Source organism: Bradyrhizobium sp. R2.2-H (genome assembly GCF_004346455.1).
Lineage (GTDB): Bacteria > Pseudomonadota > Alphaproteobacteria > Rhizobiales > Xanthobacteraceae > Bradyrhizobium > Bradyrhizobium diversitatis.
Map to the genome: position 1 here is coordinate 1 of NZ_SMBR01000028.1, position 16175 is coordinate 16175.

The window sequence follows — 16175 nt, forward strand, 5'->3', positions numbered from 1 at the left end:
GATTGCCGACGCCTACAGAGCATTCACCCCTGCCGAATGCGCCAACTACTTCACGGCAGCAGGATACAGTTCAACTTGATCGGAATCTGCTCTAGGACAACGGATCAACAAAAAACATTCGAAGATAAATACTTGCAGGATTCTGAGGCACGCGGTCGCGCTGCTTCGAAATGGCGCGCGAGAGCACGTAGGTTGTCGCTAGATCTTCTTTGAACTCCCGGTGCACACGTCGCGCACACACCGCCTCCTAACCTATTGAAAAGATTGGCGTATCGCTCCAATCCATCATTGGAGAGATCGCGTTTACAGGTCGCAACATGCGCCCTCTCCGACAGCGATTTCGCAGTGAGGCTCTACCGCCAACCCCATGACCGACATTCACATTGCTCCCCGCGACAAGGCTATCGCTCAGCTACCGACTCCTGAAGATGGCTGGTATCTGCCCACGACACCGAGTAGTAAGGACTCTTCGAGGTCGTGGGGAAGCGGAAAAGGACCTGCAAGGATGCTGGTTCTATTTGAGATAGCTGGCAAGATTCATACTCAGTATCTTGCCGAGCGCCGAATATGATGCGGTGAGTTGCGTCTCGTAGGTCGAGAGCTGCGCCGTGATGGCGGCAACGTCGACGCTGGTGAGGTCGTTCGACAGCGTCTCGGCATAGCTCTTATAGTCGGCCTGGCGAGCACTCGCGGTCTCGATCGATGACGCGGCGCCGGACAGCTTTGCCTGCAGGGCCGCGGTGTCGTCGAGCGCCGTGCTGGCGAGATCCAGCGCGCTGGTGATGTCCGAGGACGACAGCGTCGTGCTGTTGGCCACGAACTTCAGCACCCGCATCACCTCCTCGAACGCCGAATTGTCGGCGGTGATGCCATATGACACGGTCTGGTCGGTAGCGACCCGCACAGACGCGATCTCGTTGCCGCCATTGTAGTAGCTGGTGTCCGACGTGGTGGTCGAGCCGGTTCCGGACGAGAAGCTCGTGAGATCGACCGGAGCCGTGTCGGTCTTGCCGCCGGCGAACACGTATTGGCCGTCATACTGCGTGTTCATCAGCGAGCCCATCTGCTCCAGCATCTGCTGGGCTGAGCTGATCGCCGAGTTCACCTCGGTCGAGCTCCCCGTCGAGGCCGCGCTGAGCTGGGAGCGCAGCTGCGTGAGGATGTCGGTCACCGAGCCGACCGCCGAATACATCACCTGGACCTTGCTGCCGGCGAGCGTGGCCGCGTCGATATAGGATTGCGCGCGCGTCACCGAGACCTGAAGGTTGATGACGTGCTGCGCGTCCGCGCCGTAGCCGCCGAAATCGGTCGAGACGACGCCCGTCGATTCCTGGATCTGCTTGGTGGCCATGACCGACTCCACGCGCATGGCATCGGCGATCATCCTGTTCGACTGGGCGAAGGTGGCCACCCTCATCGCGACCATAATCGTACCCCCTTACGTCGACTGCACGGCGGTGAGCAGCGCCGAATACATGGAATTGATGGCCTGGATCAGCGCCGCCGCCGCCGAATATTTGTTCTGGAGCGTGCTCAAATTGGCCGATTCCTCGTCGAGATTGACGCCGGACTGCGACGACAGCGAATTCGCATAGGTCGACTGCGCGGTCTCCTTGGCGGTGTAATCCGTGGAGGCCTGCGAAGCCTTGCTCGAGACGTCGGAGACGATGGCCGAGGCGTAGTCGGCGAGCGACCCGGTGCTCGCGGCGAGCCTGCCCGTCGATGCAAACGTCTGCGAGGCCGTCAACGCATCGTAAAAGGCATTGACCACGGTGGCGGAGCCGGACGACAGTACCGAGCTTCCGACAGTCGGGCTCGACGACGAGTCCAGTGTCGCAAGCTGAAGCTCGTTCGTGCCGGACAGAATCTTGCTGTTGACTGCGATGTCCGAAGCGCTCGTTCCCGTCACCAGATCGTTGAGGCCGAAATACTCGGAAAACCCCTCGCTGGAGCTGCCGACCGAGCTCGTCATCTCGTTGATGGCGACCCCGTTGCCAGAACCGGTCGTCGTGATCGAGAGATGGCCATCCGAATCGACCGAGGCGGACAAGCCGGAGATACCGTTGATGGCGGTGACGAGATCGCCGACCGTCGCGTAGGACGACAGGTCGAGATCGGCGTAGGAGACCAGGTTGCCGCTCTGGTCGGTGGCCGCAATACGCACCGAGCCAGAGGCGGACAGGGCAGAACTGCTGGTGACGGCCGTCGTCCCCGTCAGGCTGGTGGGCGCCGGCACCGAAGAGGCGCTGTTCGAGACGTTGTTCATCACGGACGCAAGCTGCTGCGCGAGCTGATCGAGCTGGGACTGCGCGTCCGGCAGCGTCTCGTCACGGAGCGTGATGAGCGCGCCGATATTCCCACCGGTGATCTGGGAGGTGATGTCCACCCCGTTCACGGTAATCGCGTTGAAGCCGCTCGACGAGGAGCCGGCGGTATACGTCGTTGACGCCGTCACATTGGACGCAGCCGTGTAGCTGATCGTATGTGCGGAACTGTCGACCAGTGCCTGGCCTGATTTGGTGTAGATCTGGATGTCGCCGTTCGAAGCGGTGGAGTAATTGATGTTCATCTTCGAGGCGAGGTCCTGAAGCGCGGTGTTGCGCTGGTCCTCGAGGTCGGCGGTCGACTGGCCGGAGGCGGCCATCTGCTTGATCTGGGTGTTCAGATCCGCGATCTGCTGCAAATTCGCGTTGACGTCGTCGATCGAGGACGCGATGTCCTGATCTGCGTCGGACCGGAGCTTCTGGATCCCGCTGGAGGTCTCCCGCAATTGGCTCGCGACGTCGTCGAGCGCGCTGACGACGTTGGATTGCAGCGAGGCGCTGCTGGGAGTGCTCGCCAGCGACGACAGCGCCGATTCCAGCGAGGCGATGCTGTTGGCGAGCGAGGTCCCGGACGAGGAATCATCGCTGCTGCTGATCGAGCCGTAGAGCTGCTGGAGCGACGTCAGGTAGGTGTTGGTGGTGTCGGCCGCGCCGAGCTCGGAATCCGCACTGACCAGCGACTTCAACAGCAGCTTGTCGACGGTCGAGGTGATGCCGGTCACCGTGACGCCGGTGCCGACGCCGTTGGTGACGCTGCTCGACTGGGTCGCGGACTTCCTAGTATAGCCCGTCGTGTCGGCGTTCGAGATGTTCGACGACGTCACGCTGATCTGTACGGACGTCGCAGACAGCCCGCTGAAAGCGACCGATCGAGCGATATCGAGCGACACGGCGGCCTCCCCTTCCGTCAAGCGCTGCGGCTGGTGCCGCTGGACACCGCACGGGCGGCAGCGACGCGACCGGATGCGCCGTAGGGCGAAACGGCGACGATCTGCTCACGGATCGCCTGCATGACGGCCTCGATCCGGCGGTTGCTGGCCTCGATCGCCGCGCGCAGGCGCACCAGATTCTCGTCCATCGCCGCCCGCAGCCTCAGGATCCGCTCCAGCAGCTGCTCGCGCAGGATCCGGTCCCGCACCGTCAGGCTGGTCGTGCCTGCCGCGCACTCGGCCACGGTTCGCTCGAAGATCTCCGCCAGCTTGTTCTTCTCGTCGACCTGCTTCAGGCGCGAGGCCGGCAGGCCCTTGGCAAGCTCCGCGTTCTCCTCCGCGATCAATGCAGTCAGGGTGTCGATCAGCGTGATCAGCGACTTGATCCTGCTATCGCCGTTCACGGCATTCGTCCTTGTGGCTTGGGCTACAGTCATGGTCATCGCCTTCTTCTAGTTATTCCGTTTGCCGCGGCCGCCTTGCGAGTTGCGCAGGTAAGCGCCGATCGCGGCCGTCCTGGCGGCCGTCTGCCTCATCTCACCGTCGATCTCCGCGGCTTCCCGTACCAAGCCACGCCGTGTCGTTTCCACGTCGTCGAGCAGAACGAGCAACTGCTTGCGGTCGCTGCCCTTGACGGTTGCGGCCCGTGCCATCAGCCGCTCGAGCCGGCGCAGCAGCGCCTCCCCAACGGCGTTCGCCTGCTCACCGCGCATCGCTCACCTCATCGCCGAGATCAGGGTGTCGTACATCTCGTTGACGGTGGAGATGATCTGGGACGCAGCGGAATAGGCCTGCTGCGCCGAGATCATGTCCGAGAACTGGCTGGAGGTATCCGTGGTCGATGATTCCAGCTCGCTGCCGTAGATCGTGCCCGCGCCGTTCTCGCCGGAGCCCTGCAAGGAGGCGTTCCCCGACGTCACGGTCGCCGAATAAATGCCGTTGCTTGAGGCGGCGAGCCCATTGGGATCGGCGAAGGTCGCCACCGCGATCTTGTAGATCGCGATGGTCTGGCCGTTGGAATAGGTCGCGTTGACGAGGCCGTCGTCACCGATCGAGACGCTCGACAGCTTGCCGTAGGACAGGCCGTCAGAGTCGATGCTGGTGACGTTGACTGACGGCGTGGTTTCGGCGGACGCATATTGCGTGAGGCCATCGGTTTTGCCGGCGGTTCCGAGATTCATGGTGATGGTGCTGTTCGCCGCACCATCGGTCCAGCCGGTGATCGAGACGGTGGCCGGATTCGGGCTGGTACTGGCGAGCGAACCGTCGCTGTTGAAGGTGATGTCGATCGTGCCCGAGGCCGTTCCGGTCGCAGTCGTGGTATCCGACGCCGAGGTCGGATTGGCGAAGCTCGCGCTCCAGGTGTTGGTGCCTGTCTTGGTCCAGGTGACCTGCATCGAATTCGAGGCGCCGAGCGAATCGTAGACCGTCATCGAGCTGGTGTAGGTGGCGCCGGTCGCGGCATCCGACGGCAGGTTCGCTTCGATCGTGGTCTTTGTGGTGGCGCTGCCGCTGGTCGAGGCGACCTGGGTGTTGATGGCCTCCAGATTGCTCGCCGACTCGCTGCCGACGACGTTGCCGTCCGCGTCGGTGCGCCAGCCCTCGAGGTAGTAGCCGTTGTTCTGGAGATAGCCGGCATTGTCGGTGGTGAAGGCGCCGTTACGGGTGTAGGCGACCGTGCCGCCCGATTTGGCGTCGGTCACCACGAAGAAGCCCGAGCCCTGGATCGCGACGTCGGTGGCGTTGGAGGTCGCGGCGAGCAGGCCCTGCTGGGTGATGTTGGAACGGCCCGAGACCGTGACGCCGCCCGAGGCGTAGGAGGTCGTATTGCTGGAGGCGGTCACGAGCGCGTCGAACATCGCCGACGTCGTCTTGTAGGCGGTCGTGTCGGAATTGGCGATGTTGTCGCTGATCATCGACAGGGACTGGCTCTGGGCGCTGAGCGCCGAGATCGCCGATGACAATGCGCCGGTGAGACTCATGATGAAGCTCCGAGGAAATCAGGATGTGAGATCAGGATGTGACGCCGAGGATGTTGGCGGCGCTGACCGCGACGCCGTTCACCGTGAGCGAGGGCGTGGACGTCGAGGTGTCGATGCCGGTCACCGTGCCGGTGACGGTCGTGTAATTGAGGACCGAGTTGCCGGCGGTGTCCGTCGCCGTCACGGAGATGCTGTACTGGCCGCCATCGGAGAGCTGGTTGCCGCTAGAATCCTTGCCGTCCCAGGTGAAGGTGTTCGAACCCGCATTTCCCGTCCCGGTGCCGGTGTAGACGACGTTGCCGGAGGAATCCGAGATGCTGATCGAGACGTCCGAAGCGGTCGACGACAGCGAGTAGCCATAGGTCGCCGAACCGTTGCTCAAGGTCGCCGTATCGGACTTCGCCTCGACAGTGTGGCCGATGTAGTTCACCGAGTTCAGCGTCACGAGGCTCGAGAACGAACTCGCCAGCGACGACAAGTTGGAGTTGATCGACTGCTGCGAGGTGAAATTGGCGTAGGAGGTGAGCTGATTGACGAGGTCGGTGGTCGAGGTCGCATCCAGCGGATTCTGGTTCTGCAGCTCGCTGACCAGAATGCTCAGGAAATCGTCGGATGTCAGCGTCGAGTTGGACGACGTGCTCGACGACGACGATGTCGTGGTGGTCGCAGTCGTTGCAGAACTCACGGCGGAAACGGTCATCGGAGACTCCGGCGTCTTTGCTGCCGGCGAGCAGATGTCGGCTCGCGGCGCTCGAAATTGGTGTGCTGATGAAACGGCTGGCCGCGCAGATTCGGGCGGCGATTCACGCGCGCGAGAACGGCTTTCGACACGGCAAAATCTGCCGTGTGCAAGTCTCAAAGAGCAGTGAGTTCAAGTTGATTTGGCGCGGGGGGTGGCCGTGCACTCCATCGCCCCGCCCGCGGGTCAGGGCAAACGCATATGACTTGTGGCGGCGGCCTGCGCGCACGCCTCGTCCTTCTAGACGGCGCTTACGCGCTTCCTCTCCATTTCGGCGCTGGAAACTCGGGACGAGGCTCATCAGCATCAGCGCTCATCGAAATTGCTGCCGCGTGCTCCGCCCTCATCCTGAGGAGCCCGCCCAAAGCGGGCGTCTCGAAGGATGGCCGCGGGAAAAACTCCCAAATGCGATTGTCCTGACGCAAGGGCGGCGAAGGAAGCGACGATTGAGAGCAGAGCGCTCAGCTCCCCGCCGTCTCGCCTTCGGTGCGCGGCTCGGCGGCGTCATCTTTCATTCTTGCGGCCGCAGCGACGATGCGGTCGGCGAGGCCCGCCGGCGCGCGCACCGGCGGTGCCGCGAGCGCGAGGCGCAGGGCGCGCGCCTGTTCCAGCAGGGCTTGCGCGGCGGACGACCGCGACAGCAGCTCTTCGGCGGCCAAGCGCCGATCGCCGGGCCAGAGGGAGACATCCTCGCCCAGCCGATCGATCAGTTCCTCAAACTCGGTGACGTCCATCGCCCGCCGATCCCGCCTCGGTCAGGCCGTCATAAAGCATTGCAAGCGCGGCGGAAACCGGATTTCAGCGGCTTCGCCCGCCAAATGTGCCCGCAGCACTACGGAAAGCGGTGGAAACGGCGACCGTTCCGATGCCCGCCCTCTCCCCGTCGCGGAGCAGCGGGCAGCTTCAGCCCTTGCGGGCCGAATCGGCCGGTCCAGGCTTGCCGCCCCGCACGGTCGCGTCGACGAACTCCCAGGCCTCCCGCAGTTCGGTCAGCCCGGCGATGATGCGGCCGAAACTTTGGCGAGCGTGCGGACGGCCATAGGCCTTGTGGCTCGCCAGGATCATCGCGTGGTAGGTCTGGAACAGACGCTCCGCCACGTCGCCGCCTTTGGCGAAATCGAGATTGTGGCTGAGCCCACGCAGGATCGCGGTCGCCTTCATCAGGTGCTCGTGCCCTTCCTCGAAACGCCTCGCCTCCTGGGCGGCGAGCGATCTCTGGAGAGAGATAATCGTGCCGCCGAGCAGCATCGAGACCGCCTTGAGCGGCGGCACGGTCATTGCCGTCCCCCGATAGGCCTGGTTCGCCCTGTACGCCATCTGATTTTGCATCATCAATCACTCGAGCTGTTGAGCAGGGCCTTGAGATAGTCGAGCGTGCTGTTCGCACTCTCGATCGCGGCTTGGTATTTCGCGTACTGCGTCTGCAGCTGCGACTGCAGCGTCGCCGCGGCGCTGTTGATATCATCGACCTTTTGCTGGAGCTCGTCGTCGCGCGTCGTCAAGCTGGTGATCTGCGTTTGCAGCGCGCCGGTCGATGACGAATAGTCCTTCGCAAGCTGGTAGATCTGCGATGCAATCCCCGTGCTCGAAGTGACCGTGATCGACTGCGAAGTCGAGCCGGTATAGGTGAAGGCCATGCCGGCATAGATCGAGCCGGACGCGCCGATGATCGTGGTGCCGCTGACCGTAAACAGCGAGGAGTCGCCGCCGACCGAGGCCGAGGACAGGTTGCCGTCGGAATCGACGGTCAGTTCCAGCGTGAAGGATTGCGGCGACGTCCCGGTGTTGACGACGCTGAGCTGGCTCGACGACGTCGTGGTTTGCGCCGACAGCAGCTTGGTCACGCCGCTCAGGTTGGTGCTCAGGATCTCCGACAACGTGCTGGTGTCGAGCTCGAGTTCATTGCTCTCGTTGAAGGACAGGCCGAGATCGGCCATCGTCATGCCGCCGACGGTGCTGTTGAGGGCGTTCTGGAGCGCGTCCATGATGTTGCGCATGGTTCCGTCGCCGAACAGGACCGCACTCGAGTCTGCGGTGCCGTCGGTCGTGGTCGCCTGCTGGGCGATGACCTCGTCGCGAAAGGCATTGTAGTTGGTGACGAAGGTCTCCAGCGCCGATTGGATCTGGCTGGTGTCGGTCTCGATACTGATGTTCAGCGAGGTTCCGTCCGGCGTCGCCTGGAGCAGGCTGAAGGTGACCCCGCTCAGAACGTCGGTGATGTCGTTGGTCTCGCGGGTCATCGAGATGCCGTCCAGCGTGAATTCGGCCGACTGCGCCTCCTGGATGACGTTGGTGAAGCTGCCAGAGCTGTTGGTCACGCCGAGCTTGTTCAGGATATCGTCGCCGGACGTGCTCGAATAGGTGATGTCGGCGGCATCCTCCGTGCCTGTCAGCACCATCTGGAAGGACGTGCTGGAGACCTGTACGATCGAGGCCTGGACGTTGGTCGTCGAGGTCTGGGCGTTGATGGCATCGACGACGTCCTGAAGCGACATCGTGCTGGTGATGGTGATATCGGACGTAGCCTCGCCGTCCAAACCGATGGAGAACGTGCCGGAATAGCCGAGTTCGTCGGTCTGGCTCGATTGCGAGGTGCCGACCACCTTCTGTGCGGCCGCGAGCTGACTGATCGTCAATGTATGGTCGCCGATCGCCGCCCCGTTCTTGATCGTCATGGAAAGCGCCGAGGAGGCACTCACGTCTCCGGTCGAGCTGATGCTCGCCGCGCGCGTCGCGAATGCACTGGTGGAGAGCGAATTGACCACCGCGGTGGACAGTGACGACAAGCCGGAATACAGCGTCTGCAGATCGCTCTGAAGCGTCTGATAGGCCGCGATCTTGGCCTCGTTGTTCGTGATCGTGGTCGAGATCGTATCCGCCTGCGCGGTCTTCGCGTCCACGGCGGACTGTATCAGCGCTGACCAGTCGATACTGCTCGAATTGGTCGACCCGCTCGTGGTGACGGTGACACCCGAGCTTGCGCTGCTGGTTGAGCTGACGCTGGCCACTTTGGTTGCCTATTCCCTGGTAGTGAGCGGGCCGGCCTCATGCCGACCCGCCCGGATCATCATCAGTTCAGCAGCTGGAGCAAGTACTGGGGCATTTGGTTCGCCGCGGCGAGCGCCGACACGGCAGCCTGTGTCTTCACTTCGGCCGAAGACAACTTGGATTGCTCGGACGCGATGTCGACGTCCTCGATCGCGGAGTTTGCCGCCTGGAGGTTCTGCGTCTGGGTCGAGATCGAATCCGACGAGAAGTTGAACCGCGATTCCTGAGCGCCGATCGAGGCGCGCGCGGCAGAAACGGTGTCGATCGCAGTATCGATGGCATCGAGCGCCGACGTCGCGCCGGACTGAGTGCTGACGTCGAGCGTGGAGACAGCGAGAGAGGACGCGGTCAGGCTGGTCAACTGGATATCGATCGTGTCAGAGCCGTCCGAGCCGACCAGCACGGACACACCGGACGAGAACACGCTGGATCCATCGAGCAAGCTCTGGCCGGAATAGCGGGTGCCGGTCGCGATCGAGTCGATTTGGGCGTTGAGCTGAGAGAATTCCGATTGGATATAGGCGCGACTGGAGTCGGTCACGGTGCCCGACGCGGATTCGGACGCCAGCGACTTCATGCGGGCGAGAATGTCCGAGATGTTCGACGCGCCGCCGTCGGCGGTCTGGAGAATCGCGGTCGCCTGCGAGGCGTTGGTCGCAGCCTGCTGAAGCGTGGTGACGTCCGAAGAGATGCGCGTGGAGATCGCAAGGCCCGCGGCGTCGTCGGATGCCGAGGTGATGCGCGATCCGCTCGACAGCTTCGAGAGCGAGCTGCTCTCCTGCGCGGCGTTGATGTTGAGATAGCGGACCGCGGCGTTGGCGGCGGTATTGGTGTTGATTGCGGGCATTGAAAGCTCCTGTGCTGATGGGCATGGCGTGCCGCATCGTTGAAATCGACTGACGACGACGCGGACCGCAGCCCCGTCCGTTCGCTCAAACGGCGGAGCACGAGGAGATCAGGCGCGAAAATCTTCGCGAGGCGATTTTTATGGTTAGCAGTCGGTAAACGCGGTGCGGATGTCGCGCTCGTGCTTGCGCAGGAGCTGGCGCAGCTGCTGACGGCCGCGTTTGAGCAGCGACTCGACGGCGGCGACGGTCGTATCCATAACCTGGGCAATCTCGCCGTTGCTCATGTTTTCGTGGTAGGACAGGATCACCGCGATGCGCTGTTGCTCGGGCAAGCGCTGCATCGCGAGCTCCAGCGCGTCGTTCAGCTCATTGCGCGCGATGAGCTCGACGGCGCCGGGCTGTTTGTCGGCGACTTCCGGCACGGCCTCGACGTTCTCGGTGCGCGGCTTGCGACGCAGGTCGATGCAGCGGTTGGAGATGACGCGGTAGAGCCAGGTCGAGAATTTGGCGCGGCCGTGCTGCCAACGTCCGCGATGACTCCAGATCTTGAGCATGGAATCCTGCACCACGTCCTCGGCGTCCGCGGTGTTGCCGACGATACGCAGCGCAATGGCATAGGCGCGATCGATGTGACGCTCGACCAGCATGCGGAATGCGACCTCATCGCCGGTAGCGAGCCTGTCCAGGAGTTCGCTGTCCTCGTCGTAGACGACATCGGCGACATCAGGCGGCCCGCCCGGCACGAGCGGCGCGGACGGCATCATCGGCACCGTCTCTTGGGCCGGCACCGTCGTCGCGATCTCGGCCTCGACGGGAGCCCAGACATCAGCAGCGTAACTCATCCCGCAACCTCCAACCCGCAATGCCCGCGGCGCCCATGCCACACGGCTTCCAATCGTTGAACGCGGGACGAAAGCAATCCAGGCGGTGAATTTCCGTTGCTTTTCAAGATGTTACCTGGTCATTTTTGCCGAGTATCGGGCAATAATTGCCGGTCGCACGATCATCTTGCGCGTCGCACCTGCAATCATCACATCGTCTCGCGTCATGGCGGATCGTTCATCCTGAGCAGATGTCATCGAGAGAAAAACGCTGACATTACGCGGCACTAGGTGATCAGACGCGACACGCGACTGGTGCATGAAGAGACAATTGTTTCCGAGTGTGAATGAACGCGAGACGACTTCTGCACGCGGCAATTTTTTCCGAATCACCTTTTGCGAACCTAGCGATTTTTTTGAATCTGTCAGTCGCGACGAACGCGATTTCGAATCGCGCGTGAACTTTTTTCGTATACGTGGCGCCTGACTCGACACATGCGCACGTTAATCGTCCTGGTGGACGGGGAATTGCAGCATGAAGATCGCAACGAGTGGCACGGAGCGCCGCACGCAAATTGTTTCTGCTTGGTCATTCGATGTTTTCGATACATTTCTGCTTCGCGCCTGCGCGACGCCGGATGGCGTATTTGAAAGGACTTACGAGCTTTCCGGCATTTCAAGTTCTTGTCCCAGTGTTTCCACGAGTTTCGTTCAGCATCGCATCCAGGCCGAAGCGCGTGCGCGCCGGACGGCAAAAGAAACTCGCGGCACGAGTGAAGTGCACATCGCGGAGATCTATTCCTGTTTTCCGTTCAGGCTGTTCGACCTTTCGCGACGCGACCTGAACGATCTGGTCGAATCGGAATTCGCAGCCGAGCTCGAGCTCTGCCGCGCCAACCCCGACATGCTTCGGCAATACATGGAAATTAAGCGCACGAACCGTCGCGTCGGTTTCATCTCCGACACCTATTGGGACTCCGACCGGCTGGCGCGGTTGCTGCGGGCCTGCAGTCCCGGGCTCACATGGGACTTCCTCTATGCGTCTTGCGACCACGGCAGCAGCAAGAGCGAAACCTTGTTCGCCAGATATCTCTCGGAGCAGGGTATCGACGCCGGTTCCTCCTTTCACGTCGGCGACAACGAGAAGGCCGACATCAGTGGGGCGAAGCGCCACGGCATCCGCCCCCGCTATTATCCGCAGGCCACGCCACAACTGGCGTCGACCTTTCAACGCGAGACCGCCCTGTTCGAGCTCCTGTGCCAGGGCGCGCCGTCGCGGCTCGACCACGGCGCACGCACCTTGCGGCGCATGGTGGCCGCACGCAGCGCCGAGAGGTCGCCGGCCTTCCACCTCGGCGTGACCGTGCTCGGCCCGGTGATGACGGCATTCGACGCTTTTATCGCCCGGCGCTGTGAAGCGGCCTCCGGCCCAGGACGGACGGTTGTTCTCGGCTTCCTTGGCCGCGACGGCTTTCTGTCGCACCAGATCTGGCAGCAGCTTCACGGCACCACATCGGCCTATATCGAGATCAACCGCCGCGTCAGCCTGATCGCCTCGGCGGACACGATGCAGCCGCTCGTCGATCTCCTCCGCAAGGTCTTCAAGATCGACGCGTCGACATTCGGCGACATGCTCAAGATCATGCCAGCGAGGGTCGCCGCGTTCTTTGCCGGCTTCCCGGACGGGATCGCTTCCGGCGAGGAACTCGCCGAGGCGCTTCCGGGACTGATGAATCCAGCCGAAATCGTCGAACTTGCCGCAGGCTTGCGCGCGCGGCTGCTCGCCTATCTGCGTCAAGCCGTACCCGGGTTCGACGACTGCACCGATCTCGTCCTCGCCGATCTCGGCTATTCCGGCAGCGTGCAGAAGGCGCTGCGTCGCATCTTCGACCTCGAAGGCATCGGGATCCGCCTCCACGGCGCCTATCTGATGTCGCTCGACGACGCCTTCGACGAGCTCGCCGAGGAGGACAGCGCCGAAGGATTCATCTCCGACCTCGTGGTCACCCCTCACGTCAAGCGCATGCTGATCCGCAACGTCGCACTGTTGGAACAGATCTGCTGCTCCGCCGACGGCTCGGTGCGTGACTATGACGGCAACCAGGTGCTGCGCGAGATCAATCCGCGCCCCGAAAGCCAGATCGCGCTGGCCGCCGAGATCCAGGCCGGCGCTCTCGCCTTTGCAGAAACCGCCGAACACGTCGCCCTCGATTTTTGTCTGAGCCCCTATGCGACACCCGACGTCGCCGCGCGCTGGTGCGCGGCAACCTTGGCGCGCCTCTTGCTGCTGCCCGACGATGACGAGCTGGCGCTGCTCGGCGAACTGAAGCACGACGTCAATCTCGGCACCCATGCGCTGGCGTCAATGATCGACGGCGACTTCATCCGTCGGCAGATCACCGCCCGCGGTCTCTCAGCCGCCTGCACGGCATCGGCGCCGCCGATGTGGCTCGCAGGCAGCTTTGCGCGGCTATCGCCGTCCCATGCTTATCTCTATGCGCTGTTCGGCGCGAACCGCCTGCCCGCTAACGTCTTCGGGGAGAGCCCTTGCGATCGGGTCCAGATCGGCCTGTTCCGCGGCAATGGCGAAGCGACGCTGGAGGCGGTGACCGTTCACCGCACCGGCCTCGGTGAGCTGCGCCTGCGCATTCCGCTCTCGCGCGCCATAGGCATCACCACGATCGCGCTGCCGCTGGCGAAATTCGCTGCCGAAGGCCTGGTGCACGGCGTGACCATCCAGTCCGCCGACACGGTACGCGATGCTGCCGAGAGCCAGGACGCGATCGGCATCGCCGCCGACAGCCTGGTCTATGCGGGCCTGCAGCGGAACGGCGCGCATTATAGCACCGAAGACGGGGACGGCTGCCTGCTGATCCCGGTCGCCCCGATGGCGCAGGAGATCGCGGTCTACTCCGTCGCAATCACGCCGCTCGGCTCCGTCCCCAAATAGTGCGCCTGATCGCACTGCCCGGGCCGTTGAAGTCCAGGGCCCGGCGACGTCAAGGGCTGGCGACGCGAGGGGCACGGAATTGACCGACGAGACGCACGCGAATCTTGATCGGCTCCTGCAATCCGGCGGCATCCGGCTCGGCGAGGCCCAGCACGACCGTCTGGCCTGGCTGGTCAGCCGATACGGTGCGCCGACGCTCGATGGGCTAAACGAGGGGCGGCGCAACGGCGTCATCATTCTTCGGGAGCCGCCAAGCGGCGCGGCCGCCGAGCTGTTCTACCGCTCGCTAACGCCCGGCTGCGCCGTCGTCATTCCCAGAAGCGAAAATCCGGGCTTTGACTTCCTCAAGTCGAAGCTGACCGAGTTCGGCACTGTCGGCCCCTGCGGCTCGGACGGACCGCACGAGATGTGGTGGGGCGGCATCGGCTGGTCGAAATTCCTCTCTGCCGCCGATTCATCTCCCCTGCGTCCGCGGATCGTCTCCTGCTATCCGCGCGGCGGCGACGCAACCGCAGCCTTCGCACTCCGGCATTCGCTCGAGCGGTTTGACCTCGCCTGCCACATCGAGCCGATCGAAGCCCAGCTCAGCGACCGCATCCTCTGCTTCGAAAAGGCCGAGTTCATGATGCGGACGTGGACCAAATATCGCGAGCCGCTGCTGTTCGTCGAAGCCGGCGCCGTGGTGCGCGAGGCGCCGCTGCTGCCGTCCTTCCTCGGCTGCGACGTGGCCTTGCACAAGTGGAATCGCTGGGAGATGTCGGCGCGCACGCTCTATCTCGGCCGCACCAAAGCTGCGGAGATGATGCTGCGCACATGGCAGCAGCTCGCCGCGTCCTATCCCGCGATCTGGGAGGGCTATCTGCTCGACCAGGCCTGGAGCCTGACGTCGTCGCAGGTGCCGCTCGACACCGTATGGCTGCCGCGATCCTATCACGCACTAAAAGGCGACCTCGGCGCCTCGCGCGCCACGATCCTGCATGACCAGCAGACGACGACGCTGGAGCTCGGCCCCGATCTTGGCTTTGCGAGCATGGTTCGTGCCGCCCGTCGCGCCGGACGCACTGGCGCCCGCGACGCCTTCATGGTGATGACCTCGAAAGCCGGGACCGGCAACGGCATCGCCGTGATCCTGCGCAACGTCTCGGCCAGCGATGCCGGCGCGGTGGCCGCGACTGTGGAGGCCGTGACCGGCGCCTATGCCGCCGATTGCGGCGGGTACGGCCGGCTCGAGCTGTCGCTCTGCGCCTGGCAGGACGACGTCGGCGCCGCGCGCGAGGCCGCCGCGCAGGCGCGCTACTGCGTCCTGGAGATCGCGCCGGGACAGCGCATCACCAACGACTTCTTCGCCGCCCACGCTTCCGACGACGCGGTCATGTCCGCACGCCGACTTTTCCCCTGACGGAGATCCGAGATGCTCAAGACCATCATCCTGCTCACCGACACCGTGCAACAACAGCAGCCGCTGGCCAATCTGCTCCGCGAGCACAATCGCGATCTCTCCTTCTGCTCGGCGCTCCGCGCATCGGACCTCAGCGCGATCGAGCCTGACGTGCTGAACGAAGCACGGCTGATATCCTTTGCGGCCGATGTCGCAGTTCCCGAAAAGCTGCTGCTCCAGCTCGGTTATGGCGCCTACAAGTTCTACGCCGCGCCGGTGCAATATCCGGGCTTGCCGTCGGCGTGTGACGAGAGCGACGACGATCCGCGCTGCTACTCCGTGATCGCGCAATCGATGGTGATCTGGCCGGATTTCAAGAAGGTGGTCGGCCTGGAGACCGTGACGATTCCTGACGGCACCGTTGCTGCCGAGCGCGAGCGGATAGTGTTATCTCGCCTTGCGTACCTGTTCTGGCAGATGTCGGGCATGATCGCCGGCGAGGCCACCGATCTCCCCGGCATCATCGAGTCCAGCGAAGGCCGGCGTCCGGTGCTTGCGATGATGAACTAAGGGCCGCCAGCGCGGTGCGAGGCTGCGCGGAGCGCCAGGCGGTGCTCTGGCGCCGCGACCGCGATCGTCCGGCCCCCGCACGGCAAGGCCGCAGCCGCGCAGCTCCGCGTGCCCAATTCTCCGACACTGGCATCGACATCGATGCTGGCGCGCCGCCTGCTCATTGTGAGCGTGGCATTGGACGGGCTCTCTCCTAGATAGACGCGATCCTCTCTCGACATGCAGCGGCGGGCGTCCAACTGGAACGAGGTGCCACCCCCAAACCTGAACTCCTGAACCGTGTCGTATTTGCCCTTCGTCAGCGGCACGGCGTAGAAGAGGAGCTCGCCAGCGGCACGCTTGCTGGTCGCACCACTTGGCTTATCCAGCTGAAAGTAGGCATTCGTCGCACGATCTTAGTATTTGCATTGCCTGATAGGCTTGGGGCGCTTTGCGCGCCAAAATACGGCATTCACGCACTTTTGTTGTAGGCGGCGGCTGCCGTCCAGATCCCACCTTGGGGATTGGCTTACTCAGACGATAGGCAAATCGTTTCCATGTTTTGTATGTTTTTCTGACAGATCTGCAACGGCCGGATTCCAGGTAC

Annotated in this window: 14 protein-coding genes; 3 read left to right on the forward strand and 11 right to left on the reverse strand. The window is 63.4% G+C overall.

Features of this window, described 5'->3' with window-relative positions; genetic code table 11:
• Nucleotides 1-514 precede the first annotated feature (514 nt).
• From EDE08_RS37590 to EDE08_RS37640, 11 genes are all read right to left on the reverse strand, one after another.
• Nucleotides 515-1426 (reverse strand): flagellin, encoded by a 912-nt coding sequence (locus tag EDE08_RS37590; RefSeq protein ID WP_131874754.1) that lies wholly within the window; start codon nt 1424-1426, stop codon nt 515-517.
• Nucleotides 1427-1438: 12 nt separating this feature from the next.
• Nucleotides 1439-3214 carry a flagellar hook-associated protein FlgK gene (gene flgK, locus EDE08_RS37595; RefSeq protein ID WP_131874753.1) on the reverse strand — a complete coding sequence of 592 codons (1776 nt, stop codon included), beginning with the start codon at nt 3212-3214 and terminating at the stop codon, nt 1439-1441.
• Between the two features lie 17 nt (nt 3215-3231).
• On the reverse strand, nt 3232-3690 hold the full coding sequence (locus tag EDE08_RS37600) for a flagellar protein FlgN (protein WP_502700664.1): 459 nt from the start codon (nt 3688-3690) through the stop codon (nt 3232-3234).
• Between the two features lie 15 nt (nt 3691-3705).
• Nucleotides 3706-3966, reverse strand: a complete 261-nt coding sequence (locus tag EDE08_RS37605) for a hypothetical protein (RefSeq protein WP_131874751.1) — start codon at nt 3964-3966, stop codon at nt 3706-3708.
• A 3-nt stretch (nt 3967-3969) separates the two neighbouring features.
• Entirely contained in the window at nt 3970-5235 is a 1266-nt protein-coding gene (gene flgE / locus EDE08_RS37610) for a flagellar hook protein FlgE (RefSeq protein ID WP_131874750.1), read from the reverse strand.
• A 31-nt stretch (nt 5236-5266) separates the two neighbouring features.
• The gene (locus tag EDE08_RS37615; protein WP_131874749.1) at nt 5267-5935 is read right to left on the reverse strand and encodes a flagellar hook assembly protein FlgD; all 669 of its coding nucleotides are present in this window, start codon (nt 5933-5935) and stop codon (nt 5267-5269) included.
• 500 nt (nt 5936-6435) lie between these two features.
• A complete protein-coding gene (locus tag EDE08_RS37620; RefSeq protein WP_131874748.1) occupies nt 6436-6708 on the reverse strand; it encodes a hypothetical protein in 273 nt (90 codons plus the stop codon).
• A gap of 169 nt (nt 6709-6877) precedes the next feature.
• Complete coding sequence (locus EDE08_RS37625) at nt 6878-7306, reverse strand: flagellar export chaperone FliS (RefSeq protein ID WP_165936421.1); 429 nt, start codon at nt 7304-7306, stop codon at nt 6878-6880.
• The gene (fliD, locus tag EDE08_RS37630) at nt 7306-8982 is read right to left on the reverse strand and encodes a flagellar filament capping protein FliD (RefSeq protein WP_131874746.1); all 1677 of its coding nucleotides are present in this window, start codon (nt 8980-8982) and stop codon (nt 7306-7308) included. The genes EDE08_RS37625 and fliD overlap by 1 nt, the downstream gene beginning before the upstream one ends.
• 62 nt (nt 8983-9044) lie before the next feature.
• Complete coding sequence (locus EDE08_RS37635) at nt 9045-9869, reverse strand: flagellin (RefSeq protein ID WP_061880515.1); 825 nt, start codon at nt 9867-9869, stop codon at nt 9045-9047.
• Between the two features lie 144 nt (nt 9870-10013).
• Nucleotides 10014-10712 (reverse strand): RNA polymerase sigma factor, encoded by a 699-nt coding sequence (locus EDE08_RS37640; protein ID WP_131874745.1) that lies wholly within the window; start codon nt 10710-10712, stop codon nt 10014-10016.
• A 514-nt stretch (nt 10713-11226) separates the two neighbouring features.
• Here EDE08_RS37640 and EDE08_RS37645 point away from each other — a divergent pair.
• The 3 genes from EDE08_RS37645 to EDE08_RS37655 all read left to right on the forward strand — a co-directional run bounded on the left by EDE08_RS37645 (nt 11227) and on the right by EDE08_RS37655 (nt 15589).
• Nucleotides 11227-13641, forward strand: coding sequence for an HAD family hydrolase (locus tag EDE08_RS37645; protein ID WP_131874744.1), 2415 nt, complete (start codon nt 11227-11229; stop codon nt 13639-13641).
• A 79-nt stretch (nt 13642-13720) separates the two neighbouring features.
• Nucleotides 13721-15040, forward strand: coding sequence for a hypothetical protein (locus EDE08_RS37650; protein WP_131874743.1), 1320 nt, complete (start codon nt 13721-13723; stop codon nt 15038-15040).
• A gap of 12 nt (nt 15041-15052) precedes the next feature.
• Nucleotides 15053-15589 (forward strand): hypothetical protein, encoded by a 537-nt coding sequence (locus tag EDE08_RS37655; RefSeq protein ID WP_131874742.1) that lies wholly within the window; start codon nt 15053-15055, stop codon nt 15587-15589.
• The last annotated feature ends 586 nt before the right edge of the window (nt 15590-16175 follow it).

Bases quoted from the DNA above. Each gene is read 5' to 3' on its own strand.
- EDE08_RS37590 (WP_131874754.1), bottom strand. From the start codon at position 1,426: ATGGTCGCGATGAGGGTGGCCACCTTCGCCCAGTCGAACAGGATGATC.
- EDE08_RS37600 (WP_502700664.1), bottom strand. From the start codon at position 3,690: ATGACTGTAGCCCAAGCCACAAGGACGAATGCCGTGAACGGCGATAGC.
- EDE08_RS37605 (WP_131874751.1), bottom strand. From the start codon at position 3,966: ATGCGCGGTGAGCAGGCGAACGCCGTTGGGGAGGCGCTGCTGCGCCGG.
- flgE (WP_131874750.1), bottom strand. From the start codon at position 5,235: ATGAGTCTCACCGGCGCATTGTCATCGGCGATCTCGGCGCTCAGCGCC.
- EDE08_RS37615 (WP_131874749.1), bottom strand. From the start codon at position 5,935: ATGACCGTTTCCGCCGTGAGTTCTGCAACGACTGCGACCACCACGACA.
- EDE08_RS37620 (WP_131874748.1), bottom strand. From the start codon at position 6,708: ATGGACGTCACCGAGTTTGAGGAACTGATCGATCGGCTGGGCGAGGAT.
- EDE08_RS37625 (WP_165936421.1), bottom strand. From the start codon at position 7,306: ATGATGCAAAATCAGATGGCGTACAGGGCGAACCAGGCCTATCGGGGG.
- EDE08_RS37635 (WP_061880515.1), bottom strand. From the start codon at position 9,869: ATGCCCGCAATCAACACCAATACCGCCGCCAACGCCGCGGTCCGCTAT.
- EDE08_RS37640 (WP_131874745.1), bottom strand. From the start codon at position 10,712: ATGAGTTACGCTGCTGATGTCTGGGCTCCCGTCGAGGCCGAGATCGCG.
- EDE08_RS37645 (WP_131874744.1), top strand. From the start codon at position 11,227: ATGAAGATCGCAACGAGTGGCACGGAGCGCCGCACGCAAATTGTTTCT.
- EDE08_RS37655 (WP_131874742.1), top strand. From the start codon at position 15,053: ATGCTCAAGACCATCATCCTGCTCACCGACACCGTGCAACAACAGCAG.